Annotated in this window: 11 protein-coding genes and 2 pseudogenes; 3 read left to right on the top strand and 10 right to left on the bottom strand. The window is 69.0% G+C overall.

Features of this window, described 5'->3' with window-relative positions; translation table 11 throughout:
* Positions 1–62 precede the first annotated feature (62 nt).
* The 5 genes and pseudogenes from SNAS_RS37355 to SNAS_RS19035 form a co-directional block, all read right to left on the bottom strand.
* Positions 63–884: pseudogene (locus SNAS_RS37355) on the bottom strand (threonine ammonia-lyase); the annotation flags it as partial.
* Positions 885–907: 23 nt separating this feature from the next.
* Positions 908–3,853, bottom strand: coding sequence for an AfsR/SARP family transcriptional regulator (locus SNAS_RS19050; protein WP_013019089.1), 2,946 nt, complete (start codon positions 3,851–3,853; stop codon positions 908–910).
* A gap of 90 nt (positions 3,854–3,943) precedes the next feature.
* Positions 3,944–6,861, bottom strand: a pseudogene (locus tag SNAS_RS36790) (AfsR/SARP family transcriptional regulator).
* Positions 6,862–7,017: 156 nt separating this feature from the next.
* Positions 7,018–7,221, bottom strand: coding sequence for an SCO4848 family membrane protein (locus SNAS_RS19040; protein WP_013019088.1), 204 nt, complete (start codon positions 7,219–7,221; stop codon positions 7,018–7,020).
* Between the two features lie 34 nt (positions 7,222–7,255).
* A complete protein-coding gene (locus SNAS_RS19035; RefSeq protein WP_013019087.1) occupies positions 7,256–8,587 on the bottom strand; it encodes a hypothetical protein in 1,332 nt (443 codons plus the stop codon).
* A 131-nt stretch (positions 8,588–8,718) separates the two neighbouring features.
* Here SNAS_RS19035 and SNAS_RS37350 point away from each other — a divergent pair, with 131 nt between their 5' ends.
* The 3 genes from SNAS_RS37350 to SNAS_RS19025 all read left to right on the top strand — a co-directional run bounded on the left by SNAS_RS37350 (position 8,719) and on the right by SNAS_RS19025 (position 11,806).
* Positions 8,719–8,946, top strand: coding sequence for a helix-turn-helix domain-containing protein (locus SNAS_RS37350; protein ID WP_013019086.1), 228 nt, complete (start codon positions 8,719–8,721; stop codon positions 8,944–8,946).
* Between the two features lie 110 nt (positions 8,947–9,056).
* Positions 9,057–9,815 (top strand): enoyl-CoA hydratase/isomerase family protein, encoded by a 759-nt coding sequence (locus SNAS_RS19030; RefSeq protein WP_013019085.1) that lies wholly within the window; start codon positions 9,057–9,059, stop codon positions 9,813–9,815.
* 68 nt (positions 9,816–9,883) lie between these two features.
* Positions 9,884–11,806: an ABC transporter ATP-binding protein gene (locus SNAS_RS19025; RefSeq protein ID WP_013019084.1), complete on the top strand. Its 1,923-nt coding sequence runs from the start codon at positions 9,884–9,886 to the stop codon at positions 11,804–11,806.
* Between the two features lie 4 nt (positions 11,807–11,810).
* On the opposite strand, the gene SNAS_RS19020 is transcribed toward SNAS_RS19025, so the two are convergent.
* From SNAS_RS19020 to SNAS_RS19000, 5 genes are all read right to left on the bottom strand, one after another.
* Positions 11,811–12,782: a hypothetical protein gene (locus SNAS_RS19020; protein WP_013019083.1), complete on the bottom strand. Its 972-nt coding sequence runs from the start codon at positions 12,780–12,782 to the stop codon at positions 11,811–11,813.
* Positions 12,779–13,297, bottom strand: a complete 519-nt coding sequence (locus SNAS_RS19015) for a SigE family RNA polymerase sigma factor (RefSeq protein ID WP_013019082.1) — start codon at positions 13,295–13,297, stop codon at positions 12,779–12,781. The genes SNAS_RS19020 and SNAS_RS19015 overlap by 4 nt, the downstream gene beginning before the upstream one ends.
* 80 nt (positions 13,298–13,377) lie before the next feature.
* Positions 13,378–14,652 (bottom strand): FAD-dependent oxidoreductase, encoded by a 1,275-nt coding sequence (locus SNAS_RS19010; RefSeq protein ID WP_013019081.1) that lies wholly within the window; start codon positions 14,650–14,652, stop codon positions 13,378–13,380.
* Between the two features lie 152 nt (positions 14,653–14,804).
* On the bottom strand, positions 14,805–15,668 hold the full coding sequence (locus SNAS_RS19005; protein WP_013019080.1) for a hypothetical protein: 864 nt from the start codon (positions 15,666–15,668) through the stop codon (positions 14,805–14,807).
* Between the two features lie 2 nt (positions 15,669–15,670).
* Entirely contained in the window at positions 15,671–16,183 is a 513-nt protein-coding gene (locus SNAS_RS19000; RefSeq protein ID WP_013019079.1) for a SigE family RNA polymerase sigma factor, read from the bottom strand.
* Positions 16,184–16,310: the final 127 nt, after the last annotated feature.

Genomic DNA, 16,310 nt, shown 5'->3' with positions numbered 1-16,310 from the left:
CCGCCGCTGATCACCGCGACCGTCCGTCCGAAGTCGACGCCGTGGCGCCGGAACGCCGCCACGGTCAGGGCTCCGGACGGCTCGGCCACCAGGCGCGCCTCGCGGGCCACGATGCCCACGGCGGCACCGATCTCGTCCTCGGAGACGGTGACGATGTCGTCCACGAACGCCTTGAGGTGCGCGAAGGTCAAATCGGACGGTTCGACGCGCACGCCGTCGGCGATGGTGCGGTACCGGTCCTCGATCGGCCACGACACCCGCTTTCCGGCCCGCAGACTGTCGGCGGCGTCGGCGGCCAGTTCCGGTTCGACGCCGATGACCCTCGTGGACGGTGACAGCGCCTTGACGGCGGCCCCGACGCCCGAGGCGAGCCCACCGCCGCCCACCGGCACCAGGATCGTGTCCACATCGGTCATGTCCGCGAGGATCTCGACGGCGACGGTTCCCTGACCGGCGATGACGTCGGGGTGGTCGTAGGGCGGGATGAGCGTCAGTTTCCGCTCGGCGGCCAGCGTCAGCGCGGTCTCCTCCCGTTTCGCGCCCGGCACGAGAACGACCTCCGCCCCGGTGTCGCGCATCGCCGCGACTTTCACCGGCGGCGCGGCGTCGGGAACCACGACGACGCAGGGCACGCCCAGCCGCGCGGCCACGTAACCCAGGGCCCGGCCGTGGTTGCCGGAGGAGTGCGTGATGACGCCGCCTGCGTCGCCGAGCCGGGCCACGGCGTTGCCCGCGCCCCGGATCTTGAAGGCGCCCACGGGTTGCAGGTTCTCCGGTTTGAGCCACAGCGAACCCGCCCACGGCGCTTCCAGCAGCGGGGTCCGCAGCGCGAGTCCCTCGATCGCGGCGGCGGCCCTCGTGATGTCGTCCAAGGTCGTCAGCATGCCGACATCCTGCCGTACCTGGTTCAGTTGACGGCCGGGGTGTCGCTGGATTCCAGCCGCTGCGGATGGTCCGCCGCCTGCGTGTCGGCCAGCTCCCGGTTCGCGTGTTCCAGCTGGTAGGCGTCCCCGGTCTGGGTGGCCGCCGCGACGGCCGCGCGCAGGTTGCTCAACGCCAGCTCGCGGTGACCGGCCGCGCGGTGGGTGCGACCCAGGCCGTACAGGATCAGCGCCTCCAGATCGGTGTCGCTGATCGAACGGCACAGCAGCAGGGCACGCTCATGGAAGTCGACCGCGGTGGGAATGTCGCCCCGATCCCGGTACACATTGGCCATGCCGTTGAGGACACTGGCATGCCCGTACGGTTCCATGACCCGCTCGCAGTATTCGAGAGACCGGGCGAAGTGCCGCAGCGCCCGGTCGTACTCGCCGAGGTGGTAGTACACCGACCCGTAGTAGTGCTGGAGCCGGGCGGTCTGGCGTTCGCTGCCGAGCTCGGTGATGATCGGTTCGGCCAGCCGCACCTGCTCCAGCGCCGCGTCGAAACGCTCCAGCCGGATCCAGCACTCGGCCAGATTGCTGCGCAGCAGCGCGTGTATGGACATCATGCGCGCGTCGTCACCCAGCCGCAGCGCCTGTTCGTAGGTCGCGATCGCCTTGTCGAGGGCACCGGCTCGCCGGTGGATGAGACCGAGATTGTTGAGTATCGCGGCCTCGCCAAGTCTGTCGCCCAGTTCCCGCCGCAGCAGCAGCGACTGTTCGTGCAGTGCGACGGCCTCGGGGACGCGGTCGAGTTTTCGCAGCGCCAGCGCCTGGTGGTTCAACAGCCGGGCCTCGCAGTCCCGGTCGCCGCAGCGCCGCGCCGCCTGGAGGCCGCGCTCGCACATGTCGTACTGCCATTGGTAGTGCGAGAAGATGATCGACACGGTGCTCACCGCGTTGACCAGCTGACACAGCTGTTCGTCCAGCCCCCAGTCGGGTGCCAGGTCGATGACGGCGAAGACGTTGAGGTGCTCGGCCTGGTACCAGTCGTGAGCCGATTCGGTGGTGGGCAGTTCGGGAAGCGCCAAGGCGGTCTGTGGGGGTTCGGCGAGGTTCACCATGCCGGGGTCGATGGTGGTCGCCACCGAGTAGACGGCGTGGCGGTAGTAGTTGAGCAACCTGCTGTGCAGCTCGGCCGTCTCAGTCGCGTAGTCGGCCGCCGCCTCGTGGGCCTGGTTCGCGAACCGCCGCAACAGGTCATGGAACGCGAACCGGCCTGGCCCCAGCACCGTCAGCAGATTGGCCTCGATGAGGACGTCCAGCAGCTCCTCGACCACCGCGACGGAGCGATCGGCCAGCGCCGCCGCGACCAGTACGTCGAAATGGGAACCGGGGAACAGGCTCAACAACCTGAAGACTCGCCGCGCCTCGGCATCGATGTCCTCATAAGACATCGTGAACGCCGCCGACACGCTGCGCTCACCCAGTTCCAGCTGGTGCAGCCGGTCGCGTTCATCCAGCAGCCGGTCCCGGACGGTCCGCAGTGACCAGTGCCGACGGTGCCGCAGCTTCGCCGCCGCTATCCGGACCGCCAGCGGCAGCCGCCCGCACAGCGTCACGATCTCGGCCGCCAGCTCCCGATCCGCGTCGGACGGCTGCGAGATCTCGGCCAGTCGCAGCAGCAGCGACACGGCCTCGTCGGGCGACAGCACGTCCAGTTGCAGATACTGCGCCCCCTCCAGCCCCACCAGCCGCCGACGACTGGTGATCAGCACCAGGCTCCCCGAAGCCCCCGGCAGCAGCGGCGTCACCTGGGCCTCGTTGACCGCATTGTCCAGGACGATGAGCATCCGCCGGTCCGCCAGCAGGCTGCGGTACAGCGCCGCGCGTTCGTCGACGTCGGGCGGGATCTGCTGCAACGCCACCCCCAGCGTCCGCAGCATGCGATCCAGGGCCTGCCCCGGCGTCACCGGCGTGACGCCCTCGGTGAAACCGTGCAGGTCGATGAACAGCTGCCCACCGGGGTAGCTGGCCGTCAGCCGCTGCGCGACATGCACCGCCAGCGCCGTCTTGCCGATCCCCGCCATCCCGTCCAGGGCACCGACCACGATGGCCCCGGGCCGATTGGTGTCCACGGTGGACAGGTCCAGCAACCGCGCCACCTCCGGCTCCCGTCCCGTGAACGACCGCAGGTCGGCGGGCAGCTGCGCCGGGACCACCGACGCGATCGTCGCGGTCTCGGCGACCGGCGCGTCGAGACCGGGGTCCGCGTTGAGGATGCGCTGTTCCAGTTGTCGCAGACTCGGTCCCGGTTCCAGGCCGAGCTCCTCGGCGAACCGCGTCCGGCCCTCCCGGTAGCTGCGCAGGGCGTCGGCCTGGCGGCCGCAGCGGTACAGCGCCAGCATCAACGCGGCCCGGAACTTCTCCCGGAACGGGTGATCGGCCACCAGACCGGTCAGTTCGGGCACGATGTCGCCGTGCCGTCCCAGCTCCAGGTCGATGTCGCACCGCGCCTCCAGCGCCACCAGCCGCAGTTCGTTGAGCCGGTTGGCCTCCTCCAGCAGCGCACCCGACTCGGGCAGTTCCCCGTACGCGGTGCCGCGCCACAGGCCCAGCGCCTGGTTCAGCAGTTGCGCGGCCCGCCGGGGATCGGCGTCGCGCACGGCGGTGGCCTGCCGGTGCAGTTCCTCGAAGCGGGCGGCGTCCACTTCGTCACGTTCGGTGTTGAGGACGTATCCGTTGCCGTGCCAGGCCAGTCGTTCCTTGCCGCCCAGGACGTTGCGCAGCTGCATGACGTGCCAGGCCAGCGCCTTGCGCGCCGAGGACGGCGGATTGTGGCTCCACAGCAGCTCGATGAGGCTGTCGGGCGGCAGCGGGTGGTTGGTCCGGCTGATGAGGTGCGCCAGCAGCAGCCGCTGTTTCGGTGCCTCGACGGTCACCGGTCCCTCCGACGTGGACACCGACACCGGTCCCAAGACCGAGAACTGCATGTCGCCTCCACGGGTTCGAACACTTGACTGGCACTAAACCTAACCGAAACCACGGTGGAGCGTACACGCGGACAATTCCGCCGAATCCCGTCAGCTGCTGGCGGTCGCCAGTCGTTTCCGCAGCTCCCGGGCCACCGGCGCGCCCATGTCGGTGTAGATGCGGACGCACTCGCGCAGATGGCTCTCGGCCTTGACCATGTCGCCGAGTGCCTTGTGGCAGTCGGCGAGACCGTGTTCGGCCCGGGCCTGTTCGTAGCGGTAGGTCGCCGTGGCGGCCAGCCGAGCGCCCTTGCGGAAGTTGTCGAGCGCGGCGTCGTACTCGCGCAGCGCCAGCCGGGTGCGGCCGAACTCGATCAGGTTGCGGGCCTTGAGCCCTTCGTCGTCGGCAAGCACGCCCGCCCGGATCGCCTTGCGGTGACTGACCACCGCATCGGCGTGGTTGCCCAGCCGCCGCTGGTTCACCGCGATAGCGGTGAGCACATGGGACAGATCGAAGTGCTCGGACGACTCCTCGGCGGACTGCCGGGCCCGGTGCAGGTGTTTCAGCGCCCGGTCGGGCTGGCCAAGCCCGCCGTAGACGACGCCGAAGCAGAACGACAACCGCGCCTGCTGCCGGGGATGGGCGTTGCGGCTGAAGATGTCGCGGGCCCGGTTGAGCAGCGGCAGCGCCTGCTCGTGCATGTCGAGATAGTCGGCCAGGATGACGTAGTTGGTGATGGCGTGGGCCTCGGTCTGATCGGCGCCCGCCTGGAACGCGCAAGCCATGGCACGGTCGAAACAGGACGCGGCGGCGTCCAGACTGCCCAGTTGGCTGTGGGCCACGCCGAGGCTGTTGAGGACGGCGGCCTGGCCGCGCACGTCGCCCAGTTCCTCACGGGTGCGCAGCGAACGTTCGAAGTTCTCGATCGCCTCGGGGTACTGGTTGAGCAGCAGGTGGGTGGCGGCGAGGTTGTTGAGCGCGATGGCGCGCGCCATCGGATCGGAGGCGGCCTCGCAGGATTCGGTGGCGCGTTCCAGCAGGGTGAGCAGTTCGGCGCGGCCGCGGTCGACGGCCAGTTCCCGGGCGACGTCGCCGATCTGCCACATGTGGGTGTCGACGCCCAGCTCGATCGCCTTGGCGATGGCGGCTTCGGGACTGGGCTGCTCGCCGTGTCCGAAGTCGACGTCGCCGGTGGGCGGTTCCATTGCCGCGGCGGGGGAGTCGGGTCCCGGTTCGGCCCGCAGCCGGGTGGTGAGCTTCGCCGAGGCGGCGAAGGCCGAGTTGCGGTAGGAGTCCAGCAGCCGGAAGCTGGCCGCCTCGCGGCCGGTGTCGGTCTCGACGTGCCGGGACGCCGCGGCCGCGAACTGCCGCATCAGGTCGTGGAACGTGTACACCCCCGGCTGCGGACTGTCCAGAAGGTGGGCGTCCACCATGTCGTCGAGCTGGCGTTGCGCGGTGTGCAGCGGGATGTCGGCGACGGTGGCCGCCGCCTGGGCGTCGAAGAGCGGCTGCGGGAAGACGCTCAGCATCCGGAAGGTGCGCTGCTGCTCGACGTCGAGGTCCTGATAGGAGATGTGGAATGCCGCCGAGACACTGCGGTCGCGCACGCTCAAGGTCTCCAGCCGCCGCGACTCGTGGGACAGCCGGACGTGCAGTTCGTCGAGGGTCCACGAGGAACGGCGCCGCAACTGGTGGGCGGCGATCCGGATCGCCAGCGGCAACCGACCGCACTGCTCGACGATCCGGCCGATGACGTCCAGCTGGGCGGCGTCGGGTTTGCGCAGTCCCGAGGCCCGCACGAAGAAGTCGACGCCGTGCTCCACACTCAACAGTCCCAGCGAGACCAGCCGGGCGTCGTCGAGTTCGCCGAAGCGGCGGCGGCTGGTGATCAACGCGAGATTGCCCGGCGTGCCCGGCAGCAGCGGCCGGATCTGCTGTTCACCGGCGGCGTTGTCGAGCAACAGCAGCACCCGTTTCCCGGACAGCACGCTGCGGAACAGGGCCGCGCGATCGTCGATGTGGCCGGGGATCTGCTGGGCGTCGACCCCCAGCGCCCGCAGCATCCGGTCCAGGGCCTCGGCGGCGGTGACCGGCGCGACCTCGCCGGAGAAGCCGTGCAGGTCGATGAACAGCTGGCCGTCGGGGAAGTGCGGCGCCAACTGGTGGGCGATGTGGACGGCCAGTGTGGTCTTGCCGATCCCGGCCATTCCGTCCAGCGCGGTGACCACGATGGACCCGCCCTCGCGCGACGCGTCCAACAGCGCCGCGACCTCCCGGGCCCGGCCGGTGAAGGTGCTGATGTCGGCGGGCAACTGCTGCGGGATCACCGTCGCCGGGCGGTGCCGCGACGCGGCCCGCTGCGTTGGGGCGTCCAGTTCGGGGTCGTTGTTGAGGATGCGCTGCTGCAACTGCCGCAAACCCGGTCCCGGGTCGAGTCCGAGCCGGTCGGCCACCAGCGCCTGGCCCTGCCGGAACGACTCCAGGGCCTCGGCCTGGCGACCGGATCGGTACAGCGCCAGCATCAGCTGCTCCCGGAACCGTTCCCGGTACGGGTTCTCGGCGACCAGCCGGCCAGCTCGGCCGCGATCCCGGTGTGGTGGCCCAGGTTCAGCTCGGCGGCGGCGTACTTCTCCAGTGCGGACAGTCGCAGTTCCTCCAGCCGGTTGGCCTCGTCGCGCAGCGCGGGCGGGTCGGTGAGGTTGGCGTAGGCCGGGCCGCGCCACAGCCCCAGTGCCGTGGCCAGGTTCCGGCTGGCGGTCTCGGGCTGGTCGTCCACGAGGTCGGCGTTCTCGCGCAGCAGGTTCTCGAAGACGGTCGCGTCCACGTCGCCCGGTTCGCACCGCAGCACGTAACCGGCACTGTGGTGGACGATGTGGTCCTTGCCGCCCAAGGCTTTGCGCAACGCGTGCATGTGCCAGCCCAGCGCCTTGCGGGCGTCGCCGGGCGGACTGCCGCCCCACAGTGTGTCCATGAGGGTGTCGGCCGGAACCGGCTGGCCGCCGCGCGCGATCAGGACGGCCAGCAGCAGCTGTTGCAGCGGCGAGACGATGCGCGCCCGCTCGTCCCCATTGTGGACCTCAAGTGGACCCAGTATCGCGAATCGCACGGTACCTCCGCCGGTTACCCATCGTCACTGCCGTCTATCCGTGTGGCCGTCACGACCGTAGGCAAAGGTACTCGACGCTCAGCGCGCCGACCGCCACGCGCGCACGCCGACGACGGCCAGCGCGACGGCGATGAGCAGGTTGACCCCGATGAGGACGCCGTGCACGACGTAGAACGCGGTCGGGTGCCCGGGTTGCAGGTTGAACCCGAGCATGACCCACTCGAAGACCATGAACGCGGCGACGGCGAGGACGAATCCGGCGATACGGCGAGAGAACTTCACGTGTCCCAGTATCGACGCGGGTTCGCGCGGCTCGTCACCACGGTGAGATCAGCACCGCCGCCAGCGCCACCGCGCCCAGTCCCCCCAGGGCCGCCAGCCGCGCCGGGACCGGCAGCGGTCGCCCGGCCTGGACCGCCGGGGCGGTGGCGGCGATCGTCAGCCACGGGAAGAACACCAGCCAGGTCTGTTCGACGCCGCCGCGCGCGATGCCCGCCACCACCGAGAACACGATCGCGGCGCAGGCGCCGACCAGAAACGGCCAGGCCGGGGTGTTGCGGAACTTGCGGGCACTGGCCACGATGGCGGGCCCGCAGGCGATGATGAGGACGGTCAGGCTCAACGGAATCCACCACCACAGCGACCGTCCCTCCTCGACCCGGCCCAGGAAACCGTGGTACGCGTCGGTCAGGCCGGTGACCCAGTCGAACCCGGCGGCCTGCAACCAGGCCAGCGGCACCAGGGTCACCGCACCGGTGGCGAGGTTGTGCCAGGGGCGGCGGCGGGCGAAGTACAGGCACACCATCGACAGCCCCAGCCAGGCGGCGACATAGGCGAACATGGTGGCCGCCGCCAGCAGTACCCCGGCCAGCAGCGCCCAGCCGGTGGCCGACCAGCCGCGACACCGGCGGTGACTGGCGTGGCAGGCCGCGGCCAGGGCACCGGCGCCCAGCATCGCGGTGATCGCGTCGGGACCCACCGCCATCCACAGCCCGTACGGCGCCAGCACCAGCAGCGGCGCCATCCGGCGGGCGGCGACCGGCCCGCAGGTGGAGCGGGCCGCCAGCAGCACCAGCGGCACGGTGGCCGCGGCCAGCGCCGTCCACACCAGCGCGATCGCGGTGTCGGACAGCGGCAGCCAGCGCAGCAGCCACAGCAGCACCGCCGGGCCGGGCGGATGTCCGGTTACCGCCGTGGAAGCGTGACCATCCGGTTGCGCCAGCGATGTCAATATTTCACTGATTGATCCCGCGTTGACCGGTGGCGTGTAGCCGTCGGCGTCGCGGACGTAGCGGGTCAGGCCGTCGGCACCGTGCGGCAGCGACAGCGCCACCAGCCACGCGAAAGCGCCGACATAGGACAGTGCGAGCAGGCTGGGCCAATGGCACCGCACGGCGAACCGCCGCCGCACCGTCCACAACACACCGACGATGACCAGCAGCGGCGCCACAAGCCCCGGCGACGCTTCCAGTTGGTAGCCCAGCAGAAACGGCGGCGCGTCGGTTCCGAGCTGGGCTCCCAGTGCCACGGCGAGCACAGTGATCAACAGTCCGGCCGCGACCAGCACCATCCACACGGTCGCGTCGAGCCGTTCGCGGTTGCCGACACCGCTCGCTTGGACCCGATTTCGGGTCTGTAGTCCTGCCACGGGATTCCACGCTATCGGGTATCCGACAGAAACTTGTTTCCGCCTTGCCGAAGAGCTAAAACTGGGCCCGGGCACAAGATCACCCGTAACTTCACGAACAGAACGCATGCGAGGAGGGTTAAGGGAAACGCATGGGACACAATGACACCCGGATTGGTGACGGCCGGAGTCGCCGGATCAATGGGGAAGAGCGCTTGGCTTTGATCAAGAAGCTTGTGGCCGGGTACAGCGAAGGCCACAGTATCCGCAGTCTGGCGGCCTCGGTGGACAGATCGTACGGTTTCGTCCACCGTGTTCTGTCCGAAGCCGGAGTAAAACTTCGCAAACGCGGCGGTCGCCGTGGCCCCGCCGTGACATAACGACCTGTCTACTCGCCGGTAGCCCGCGTCGTCGCTTTCGCGTATGCCGCTAACATCGCAGCGGCTCCACAGCCTCGGCGATATTTCTTTCTAACTGGTGAAGGCGAGCTATGACCGATTCGGCGACGATAAAGACGGACATCGACGGACCCGTGGCGCGGATAACCCTGATGCGTCCGCAGGTGCGCAACGCGCAGACGCCGGACATGTGGCAAGAGCTGCGCGAAGCCGGCCGCAACCTGCCTGGAGACATCCGCTGCGTCATCGTCGCCGGACAGGGCCCGGCGTTCTCAGCCGGGCTCGACTTCGAGATCCTGTCGGGACCGCTACCACGTGAGCTGGCCGAGATGTCGGATGACGACGCCGAGGCACGCCTGTGGTCGTTCCAGGAGGCGTTCGACTGGCTGCGCCGCCCCGACCTGGTCTCCATCGCCGCCGTCCAGGGCCACGCCATCGGCGCGGGCCTGCAACTGGCACTGGCCTGCGACCTGCGGGTCATCGCCGCCGACGCCAGGCTGCGGGTGGGAGAACCCGGCCTGGGACTGGTGCCCGACCTCGGTGGCACCAAGCGGCTGGTCTCCCTGGTGGGCTACTCCCGCGCCATGGAACTGTGCCTGACCGGCCGCACCGTCACCGCCGAGGAGTCCATGGCCCTCGGCCTGGCCACCGTGACCGTCCCGGTGGAGGAACTGGACGACGCCGCCGAAGACCTCGCCCTCGCGGTCCTCTCCGTGCCGCGCGACGCCGCCATCGAGACCAAGGCGCTGCTGCTGCAGGCCGCCGGAAACGACGACTCCACCCAGCTGGCCGCCGAACGCGCCGCCCAACTGCGACTGCTGCGCTCCCGCGTCCCCGTCGAGGAGGAATAACCACCGCGTCGTATGCGCTGGGCATACTCGCTTACATCCCCGACAGTGAGTAGGTGAGCGTATTGGCGATGATGGGCGGGGGCGGCATGCGGATGATGGGCGCCCTGCACCGTGGCGACGAGAAGCTGGCCGCGACGAAACTGTCCAAGGGCATGTTCGCGCGCATCATGCGGTTCACCGCCGGGTTCCGGCGCGACATCACGATCTTCCTGGTGACGGTCGTGGCCGCGGCGGGGATCGGGGTGGCCACCCCGGTGCTGGCCGGGGACGTCGTCAACGAGATCAACGCGGGTGACGACCTGGGCGCTATCGTGCGCATCGCCGGACTCATCGCGCTGTTGGCCGTCATCGACGGGGGTCTTTCGCTGGCCAGCCGCTGGTTCTCCGCCCGGGTGGGGGAGGGGCTCATCTATGAGTTGCGGCGCAAGGTCTTCGGGCACGTGCAGTCGATGCCCCTGGCCTTCTTCACCCGCACTCAGACCGGCGCGCTGGTGTCGCGGCTCAACAACGACGTCATGGGCGCCCAGCGCGCGTTCACGTCCACGCTGTCGGGCCTGGTGTCCAACGTCATCGCCGTGGTGCTGACCCTGGCGGTCATGGCGACCCAGTCGTGGCAGATCACGCTGTTGTCGCTCGTGATGCTGCCGCTGTTCCTGATCCCGGCCAAAATGGTCGGACGCAAGCTGGCGACGTTGACCCGAGAGAGCTTCGAACTCAACGCGGGCATGAACGCCCAGATGACCGAGCGTTTCGGCGTCGGCGGCGCCCTGCTGGTGAAACTGTTCGGACGGCCCGAACACGAGGTGGGCCAGTTCGCCGAGCGCGCCGACCGGGTGCGCTCCATCGGCATCACCACCGCCATGTACGGCCGCACCTTCATCGTGGCGCTGACCCTGGTGGCCGGGCTCGCCCAGGCCGTCACCTACGGGCTGGGCGGCTGGCTGGCCATCACCGGCTCGCTCAGCGCCGGGACCGTCGTGACACTGGCGCTGCTGCTGACCCGGCTGTACGGTCCGCTGACCGCGCTGTCCAACGTCCGCGTGGACGTCATGAGCGCGCTGGTGAGCTTCCAGCGGGTCTTCGAGGTCCTCGACCTCAAACCGCTGATCGCCGACGCCCCTGACGCCAAGCCGGTGCCCGAGGGCCCCGCCAGGGTCGAGTTCGACGACGTCACCTTCGCCTACCCGGACGCCAAGGACGTGTCGCTGGCCTCGCTGGAGGACGTGGCCACACTGGACACCACCGAGAACGGAACCGTCCTCAACGGAGTGACCTTCGACGTCAAACCCGGCACCATGGTGGCCCTGGTCGGCCCGTCGGGCGCGGGCAAGACCACCACCTCGCTGCTGGTGCCCCGCGTCTACGACGTCAGCTCCGGCGCGGTGCGCATCAACGGGCTCGACGTCCGCGAGGCGACCGCCCGGTCGCTGACCGACACCATCGGCGTCGTCACCCAGGACGCCCACATGTTCCACGACTCGATCCGCGCCAACCTCGGCTACGGCCGTCCCGACGCCACCGACGCCCAGCTGTGGAACGCGCTGGAACGCGCCCACATCGCCGAGGTGGTGCGCCGACTGCCCGACGGGCTGGACACCGTGGTGGGGGAGCGCGGCTACCGGTTCTCCGGCGGCGAGAAACAGCGGCTGGCCATCGCCCGGCTGCTGCTGAAGTCGCCGCGGGTGGTGATCCTGGACGAGGCCACCGCCCACCTGGACAGCGAATCCGAGGCCGCCGTGCAGCGGGCGCTCGCCGAAGCCCTGGAGGGACGCACCGCGCTGGTGATCGCGCACCGGCTGTCGACGGTGCGCGACGCCGACGAGATCGTGGTGCTGGACGACGGCCGGGTCGCCGAACGCGGCAGCCACGCCGAACTCGTCGAACGCGGCGGCCTGTACGCCGAGCTGTACCACACCCAGTTCGTGCGCACCGATTCCCCGGCGACGCTGACGGGGCCCGGCAAGGCCGGGCCCCTGGAATCGGCGGTCTGAGCGCTTACTTGACGAGCACGTCGTCGGGCAGCGCCAGCGCCAGTTCGGTCAGCTGCTCGAAGTCGAGCGCCGGTTCCTCCGATCCGGTCATCTCGCCGTCCTCGTACCGGGTCGCACCCCAGTCCTTGACGGAGATCGCGGTGCCGTCGGCGCGGTAGACGATGACGCGCCGCTCCTCGCCCAGGACGTCCCCGGACTTGTACTCGGTGGTGATCCGCGCGATCTTCTCGCCGTCGGGGCCGGTCTTCTCCGAGCAGTCTCGGTCGGCCTCGGCGGGCTGGTGCCCGCCCGGACCGGCCTCGCGGCGGTCGCAGGTGTACAGGTTGCGGTACCCGTAGTCCTCACCCGGTCCCGGCTCGAAGCTCCCCTTCGGATGGACGGTGACGTCGATGAAGTCGGCGACACCCTCACGGTCGAGACTCAGGTTGGCCTGCAACCGGTACCACGGGATCTCGTCGTGATAGACCGGCACCGGAACCTGCTCGCCGTCGACGTAGTTGACCCACATGTGCTCGCGGGTCATTTCGGTCCGATTGGTGTCGGTGAGCGGTTCGAACTTGACCTTCTTCATGTCCGGAGCGACGTCGACCTGGTCGAAGTTGTCCTCCAGGTACTCCCAGAACGCGGCGTCGAACTCGCGGGTCTCGTCGGTCGGCCCGGCCTTTCCGTCCTCCTTGGGCATCCACTCGAACTTGTCACCGGGTTTCGCGTCGAGGTCGGGAAGCTCGAACTCGGGCTGTTCGATCGCGTCGGCCGCCGCGTTGTCGCCCTTCTCAGTGCCGCCCGCGGTCGGAGCCAGCACCAGCGCCAGCGCCGTCACCGCCGCCACGCTGAGCGTCGCGCCACCGGCGAGGCCGAGTCGCTTCGTCCGGTTTCGCTTGCGGCCCTTGACAACCACGTCGTCGCCATTGATGCCCGACGGCGGTTCGTCGAAACGCGCGGCCTCATCCAGCATTGCCTTGATCTGTTCGGTCATGATGTAATTCCCTCGATTCGTTCGTGGATCGATTCCGTCAGCAGGCCGCGCAGTGTTCGCAAGCCTCGCGCGGTCTGGCTTTTGACGGTGCCGGTCGAGCAGCGCATGATGAGTGCGGTCTGCTCGACCGGCTGGTCGTCCCAATACCGCAGGACGATGACCGCCCGCTGCCGCACCGGCAGCAGGGCGAGGGCATTCATGATCGTGAGTCTGTCGGCGCTGGCCTGGCTGTGGTCGCCCAGCGGCCGCTCGGGAAGCCGTTCGCTCGACCGTTCCCGACGGAACCACGCCCGCCGGTGGTCGTCGATGACCGAGTTGAGGACGATGCGCCGGGCATAGGCGTCCAGCCCGGATCGCCGCGCCCGATTCCAGGCGCCGTAAAGCTTCACGAAGGCGATTTGGACGGCGTCCTCGGCGCGATGCCAGTCGCCGCACACCAGATAGGCGCACCGACGCAACTGCCCGGCCCGGGCGGCGACGTATTCGCGAAACTCGGCTTCCTGCTCGGCTCGCATACACACTCCTGTCTCATGACTGCCGCGATACGTACGAGGGCGACAGGGCGGGAGGTTGTCGCGCCGGGCCGGAAAATTCCTCAGTCGGAGGTCATCGCCCGCGCCATGCGGCGTTTGACCGGACCGATCCTATTGATCATCCTGAACACCGACTTGGTCGCGGCGTGGCCGACGCGGCTCTTGGAGATACCGCCGCGCAGGTTGCGCATGGCCTCCTCGACGATCGGATACGCGTAGCCGCGCATCCGTTGTTCGTAGTCGGCCACCGCGGCGACCAGGTCGCGTTCACCGTCCACCACGGACACGATGGTGTCGCGCAGCAGCGCGGCGTCGCGGATCGCGGTGTTGGCGCCCTGCCCGGCGGTCGGCGGCATGCAGTGGATCGCGTCGCCCAGCAGCGTGACGTTGCTGGCGGGCCAGTGCTCCAGCGTCGTGGCCCGGCTGAACGGGTAGATCATGACGGTGCCCAGGTCGCTGGCGCGCAACAGTTCCGCCAGCTGCGGCGACCATCCCGCCACCGAGGACAGTGCCGTTTCCAGCAGCCGCTCGGGGGAGTGCGCCATCAGGGTGTCGCGGTGATCCTGGCCGTCCCAGGTGGTGACGATGTTCCACATGATGTAGTCGGCCGCGTCGTCCCACAGCAGATCCCGCTCACCCTCGGAGTGTCCACTGTCGCGGACCCGGTGCGCGGCGACGAAACCCATGCGCCCGTTCGGCCCGAAGATCATGCACGGCCCGGTGTCCGCCTGCGGGGGCAGCAGGCCCATCGTCGCGTCGGTCAGCGGCACCTTCCCGGAGATGACGAACGCGCCGGTGTCCACTCGGGGCGCCTGCGGCAGGTACTGTTGCCGCACTTGCGAACCGGCGCCGTCGGCGGCCACCAGCAGGTCGGCGTCGGCGTGGCTGCCGTCGTCGAAGTGCGCCCGCACCCGGCCGTCGGTCAACTTCTCGTAGCGGACGAACTTCTTGCCCAGTTCCAGCGACTCACGCAGGTCGGAGATCAGGACCTCGCGCAGCGCCATCCGGTTCACCGACCGGTAGTTGGCGGTGTCGTGCTCGGTCTTGAGTTCCTCCGACTCGACGACCAGCAGTTCGCGCAGGTCCTTGTCGTAGAAGCCGAGACTGGAGTTGGATTTTCCGGTGGTGGCCAGGAACCGTTGGTACAGCTCCGGCGGCAGGCATTCGTGCAGTGCCTGGCATCCCTTGGGGGACAGGTGAACCCGATAGCCCTGTAGCCTTTCGGTCTTGGACTGGTCGCGTTCGAAGACCCGGACGTTAACGCCGCGGCGCCGCAGCCCGTGCGCGAGGGTCAGGCCGCCGATGCCGCCGCCGATGATCGATACCGAAAGGGTCATTGTCGTTTCCTTCGTGTCGTTTCGCTGTGGTACCGAAAACGTACGAAGGACCAGGTGGGGTGGCATCGGTTGAACGACTTAGGGCATGACTTAACCGTGCCGGGCGAGCGAAGGCCCCGCGACCGAGGTCGCGGGGCCCGGGACGGCTGGGCTCAGTCCCGCCATTCCTTGGGAATCGGCGGCAGGCTGGTCACGAACTTCTCAGTCTTGTCCGCGTCGGCGGTCAACAGGTTGTCGCGATCGCACTGCGACCGTTCATCGTCGTTGGTGGTGCTGCACTTCGTGTCGACCACGACGGCGGTGCCGTCGGTGCGGAACAGTGCCGTGCGGTAAGTGATCACGATGCCGGAGTTGGCCCATTCCTCCTTGATCACGGCGGTGCGCAGTAGCCCGTCATCGCCGAGGTCCTTCTTGTCGCAGGAGGTGGTGACCTCAGAGCCCTGGGTCTCACCGCTCCAGCAGTTGACCGGATATCTGCTGGATTCCGGGTTCTCGGGGTTGATGTCCCCCGCCTTGCTGGACCAGTCGCCCGGCGGATACAGCACGACCTGCATGTTCTCGTTCTCGCTGTCGGGAAAGACCGCGCGGCCCACAGCCGGTGAGCTCGGGTCGTCCTCGCCGTACGGCTCCAGCTGCAACGGTTCATCGCCGCCGTCGGCCTTGTACTCCACCTCGTCGTAGACCTTCTCGAAGTTGATCTGGGCGAAGTGGGTGGCGTACTTGAAGGAGTCATCCGGAAGCCCCTCCACCGAACTCTCTCCGGGCGATTCGCCGGAGTCGCCGCCGGGCATGTCCGTGGCACTGTCGTCGCCCAGTCCTCCGGTCGCCGGAGACAGGACCAGTGCGATCCCGGTGACCGCGGCCAGGGTCAGCGCGGTGCCCGAACCTGCCAGCGCGATCCGGCGGTTTCGCTGCTTACGGCGTCCGGTTCCGGCCAGTTCCGACGGAGTGATCGTGGAGGGGGGTTCGGTGTCGCCCAGCGCCGTGGAGAAGGCGCGGCGCAGCTGATCGTTCATGGTCAGGTCCTTTCGATCTGTTCGCGAAACGAGTCCGTCAGCAGACCGCGCAGTGTTCGCAGGCCTCGCACGGTCTGACTCTTGACGGTGGCGGGAGAACAGCGCAGGACGCGCGCGGTCTGCTCGACCGACAGGTCCTCCCAGTAACGCAGGACGAGCGTCGCCCGGCGGCGCATCGGCAACTGGGCCAAGGCATCCAGCACCAGCCGCCGCTCCTCGGAGCCGGTGTCACCGGTCGCGGCGCGATCGGGCGGTTCGCTCGTCGACCGTTCGCGCGTGAACCAGTGCCGCCGCTGCACCTCCTTGACGCAGTTGAGCACGATCCGCCGGGTGTACGCGTCCAGCGAGTCGGCTCGCTGCGCGCGGGCCCAGGCCAGGTACAGCTTCACGAACGCGTTCTGGACCGCGTCCTCGGCGCGATGCCAGTCACCGCACACCAGGTACGCGAACCGCCGCATCGGCACCAGCCGGTTGGCGGCGTAATCGCAGTACTCGGATTCGTGCTCGGGTCGCATGGGTTCTCCTCGTCCTCGCCCTACACCACCCAGATGCGCCGGGAATCGAAACGGAACGCCCGCGCCGCGAAAACTCGTCAGGCATACACCGAAAATTGGGAACGATGGGGGACTGTCCCCCGAAGCC

This window comes from Stackebrandtia nassauensis DSM 44728 (genome assembly GCF_000024545.1).
GTDB lineage: Bacteria > Actinomycetota > Actinomycetes > Mycobacteriales > Micromonosporaceae > Stackebrandtia > Stackebrandtia nassauensis.
The sequence above is the reverse complement of the archived record's forward strand: the minus strand, read 5'-3'. Positions and strand labels throughout refer to the sequence as shown.

Bases quoted from the DNA above. Each gene is read 5' to 3' on its own strand.
- SNAS_RS19050 (WP_013019089.1), bottom strand. From the start codon at position 3,853: ATGCAGTTCTCGGTCTTGGGACCGGTGTCGGTGTCCACGTCGGAGGGA.
- SNAS_RS37350 (WP_013019086.1), top strand. From the start codon at position 8,719: ATGGGACACAATGACACCCGGATTGGTGACGGCCGGAGTCGCCGGATC.
- SNAS_RS19030 (WP_013019085.1), top strand. From the start codon at position 9,057: ATGACCGATTCGGCGACGATAAAGACGGACATCGACGGACCCGTGGCG.
- SNAS_RS19025 (WP_013019084.1), top strand. From the start codon at position 9,884: ATGATGGGCGGGGGCGGCATGCGGATGATGGGCGCCCTGCACCGTGGC.
- SNAS_RS19020 (WP_013019083.1), bottom strand. From the start codon at position 12,782: ATGACCGAACAGATCAAGGCAATGCTGGATGAGGCCGCGCGTTTCGAC.
- SNAS_RS19015 (WP_013019082.1), bottom strand. From the start codon at position 13,297: ATGCGAGCCGAGCAGGAAGCCGAGTTTCGCGAATACGTCGCCGCCCGG.
- SNAS_RS19010 (WP_013019081.1), bottom strand. From the start codon at position 14,652: ATGACCCTTTCGGTATCGATCATCGGCGGCGGCATCGGCGGCCTGACC.
- SNAS_RS19005 (WP_013019080.1), bottom strand. From the start codon at position 15,668: ATGAACGATCAGCTGCGCCGCGCCTTCTCCACGGCGCTGGGCGACACC.
- SNAS_RS19000 (WP_013019079.1), bottom strand. From the start codon at position 16,183: ATGCGACCCGAGCACGAATCCGAGTACTGCGATTACGCCGCCAACCGG.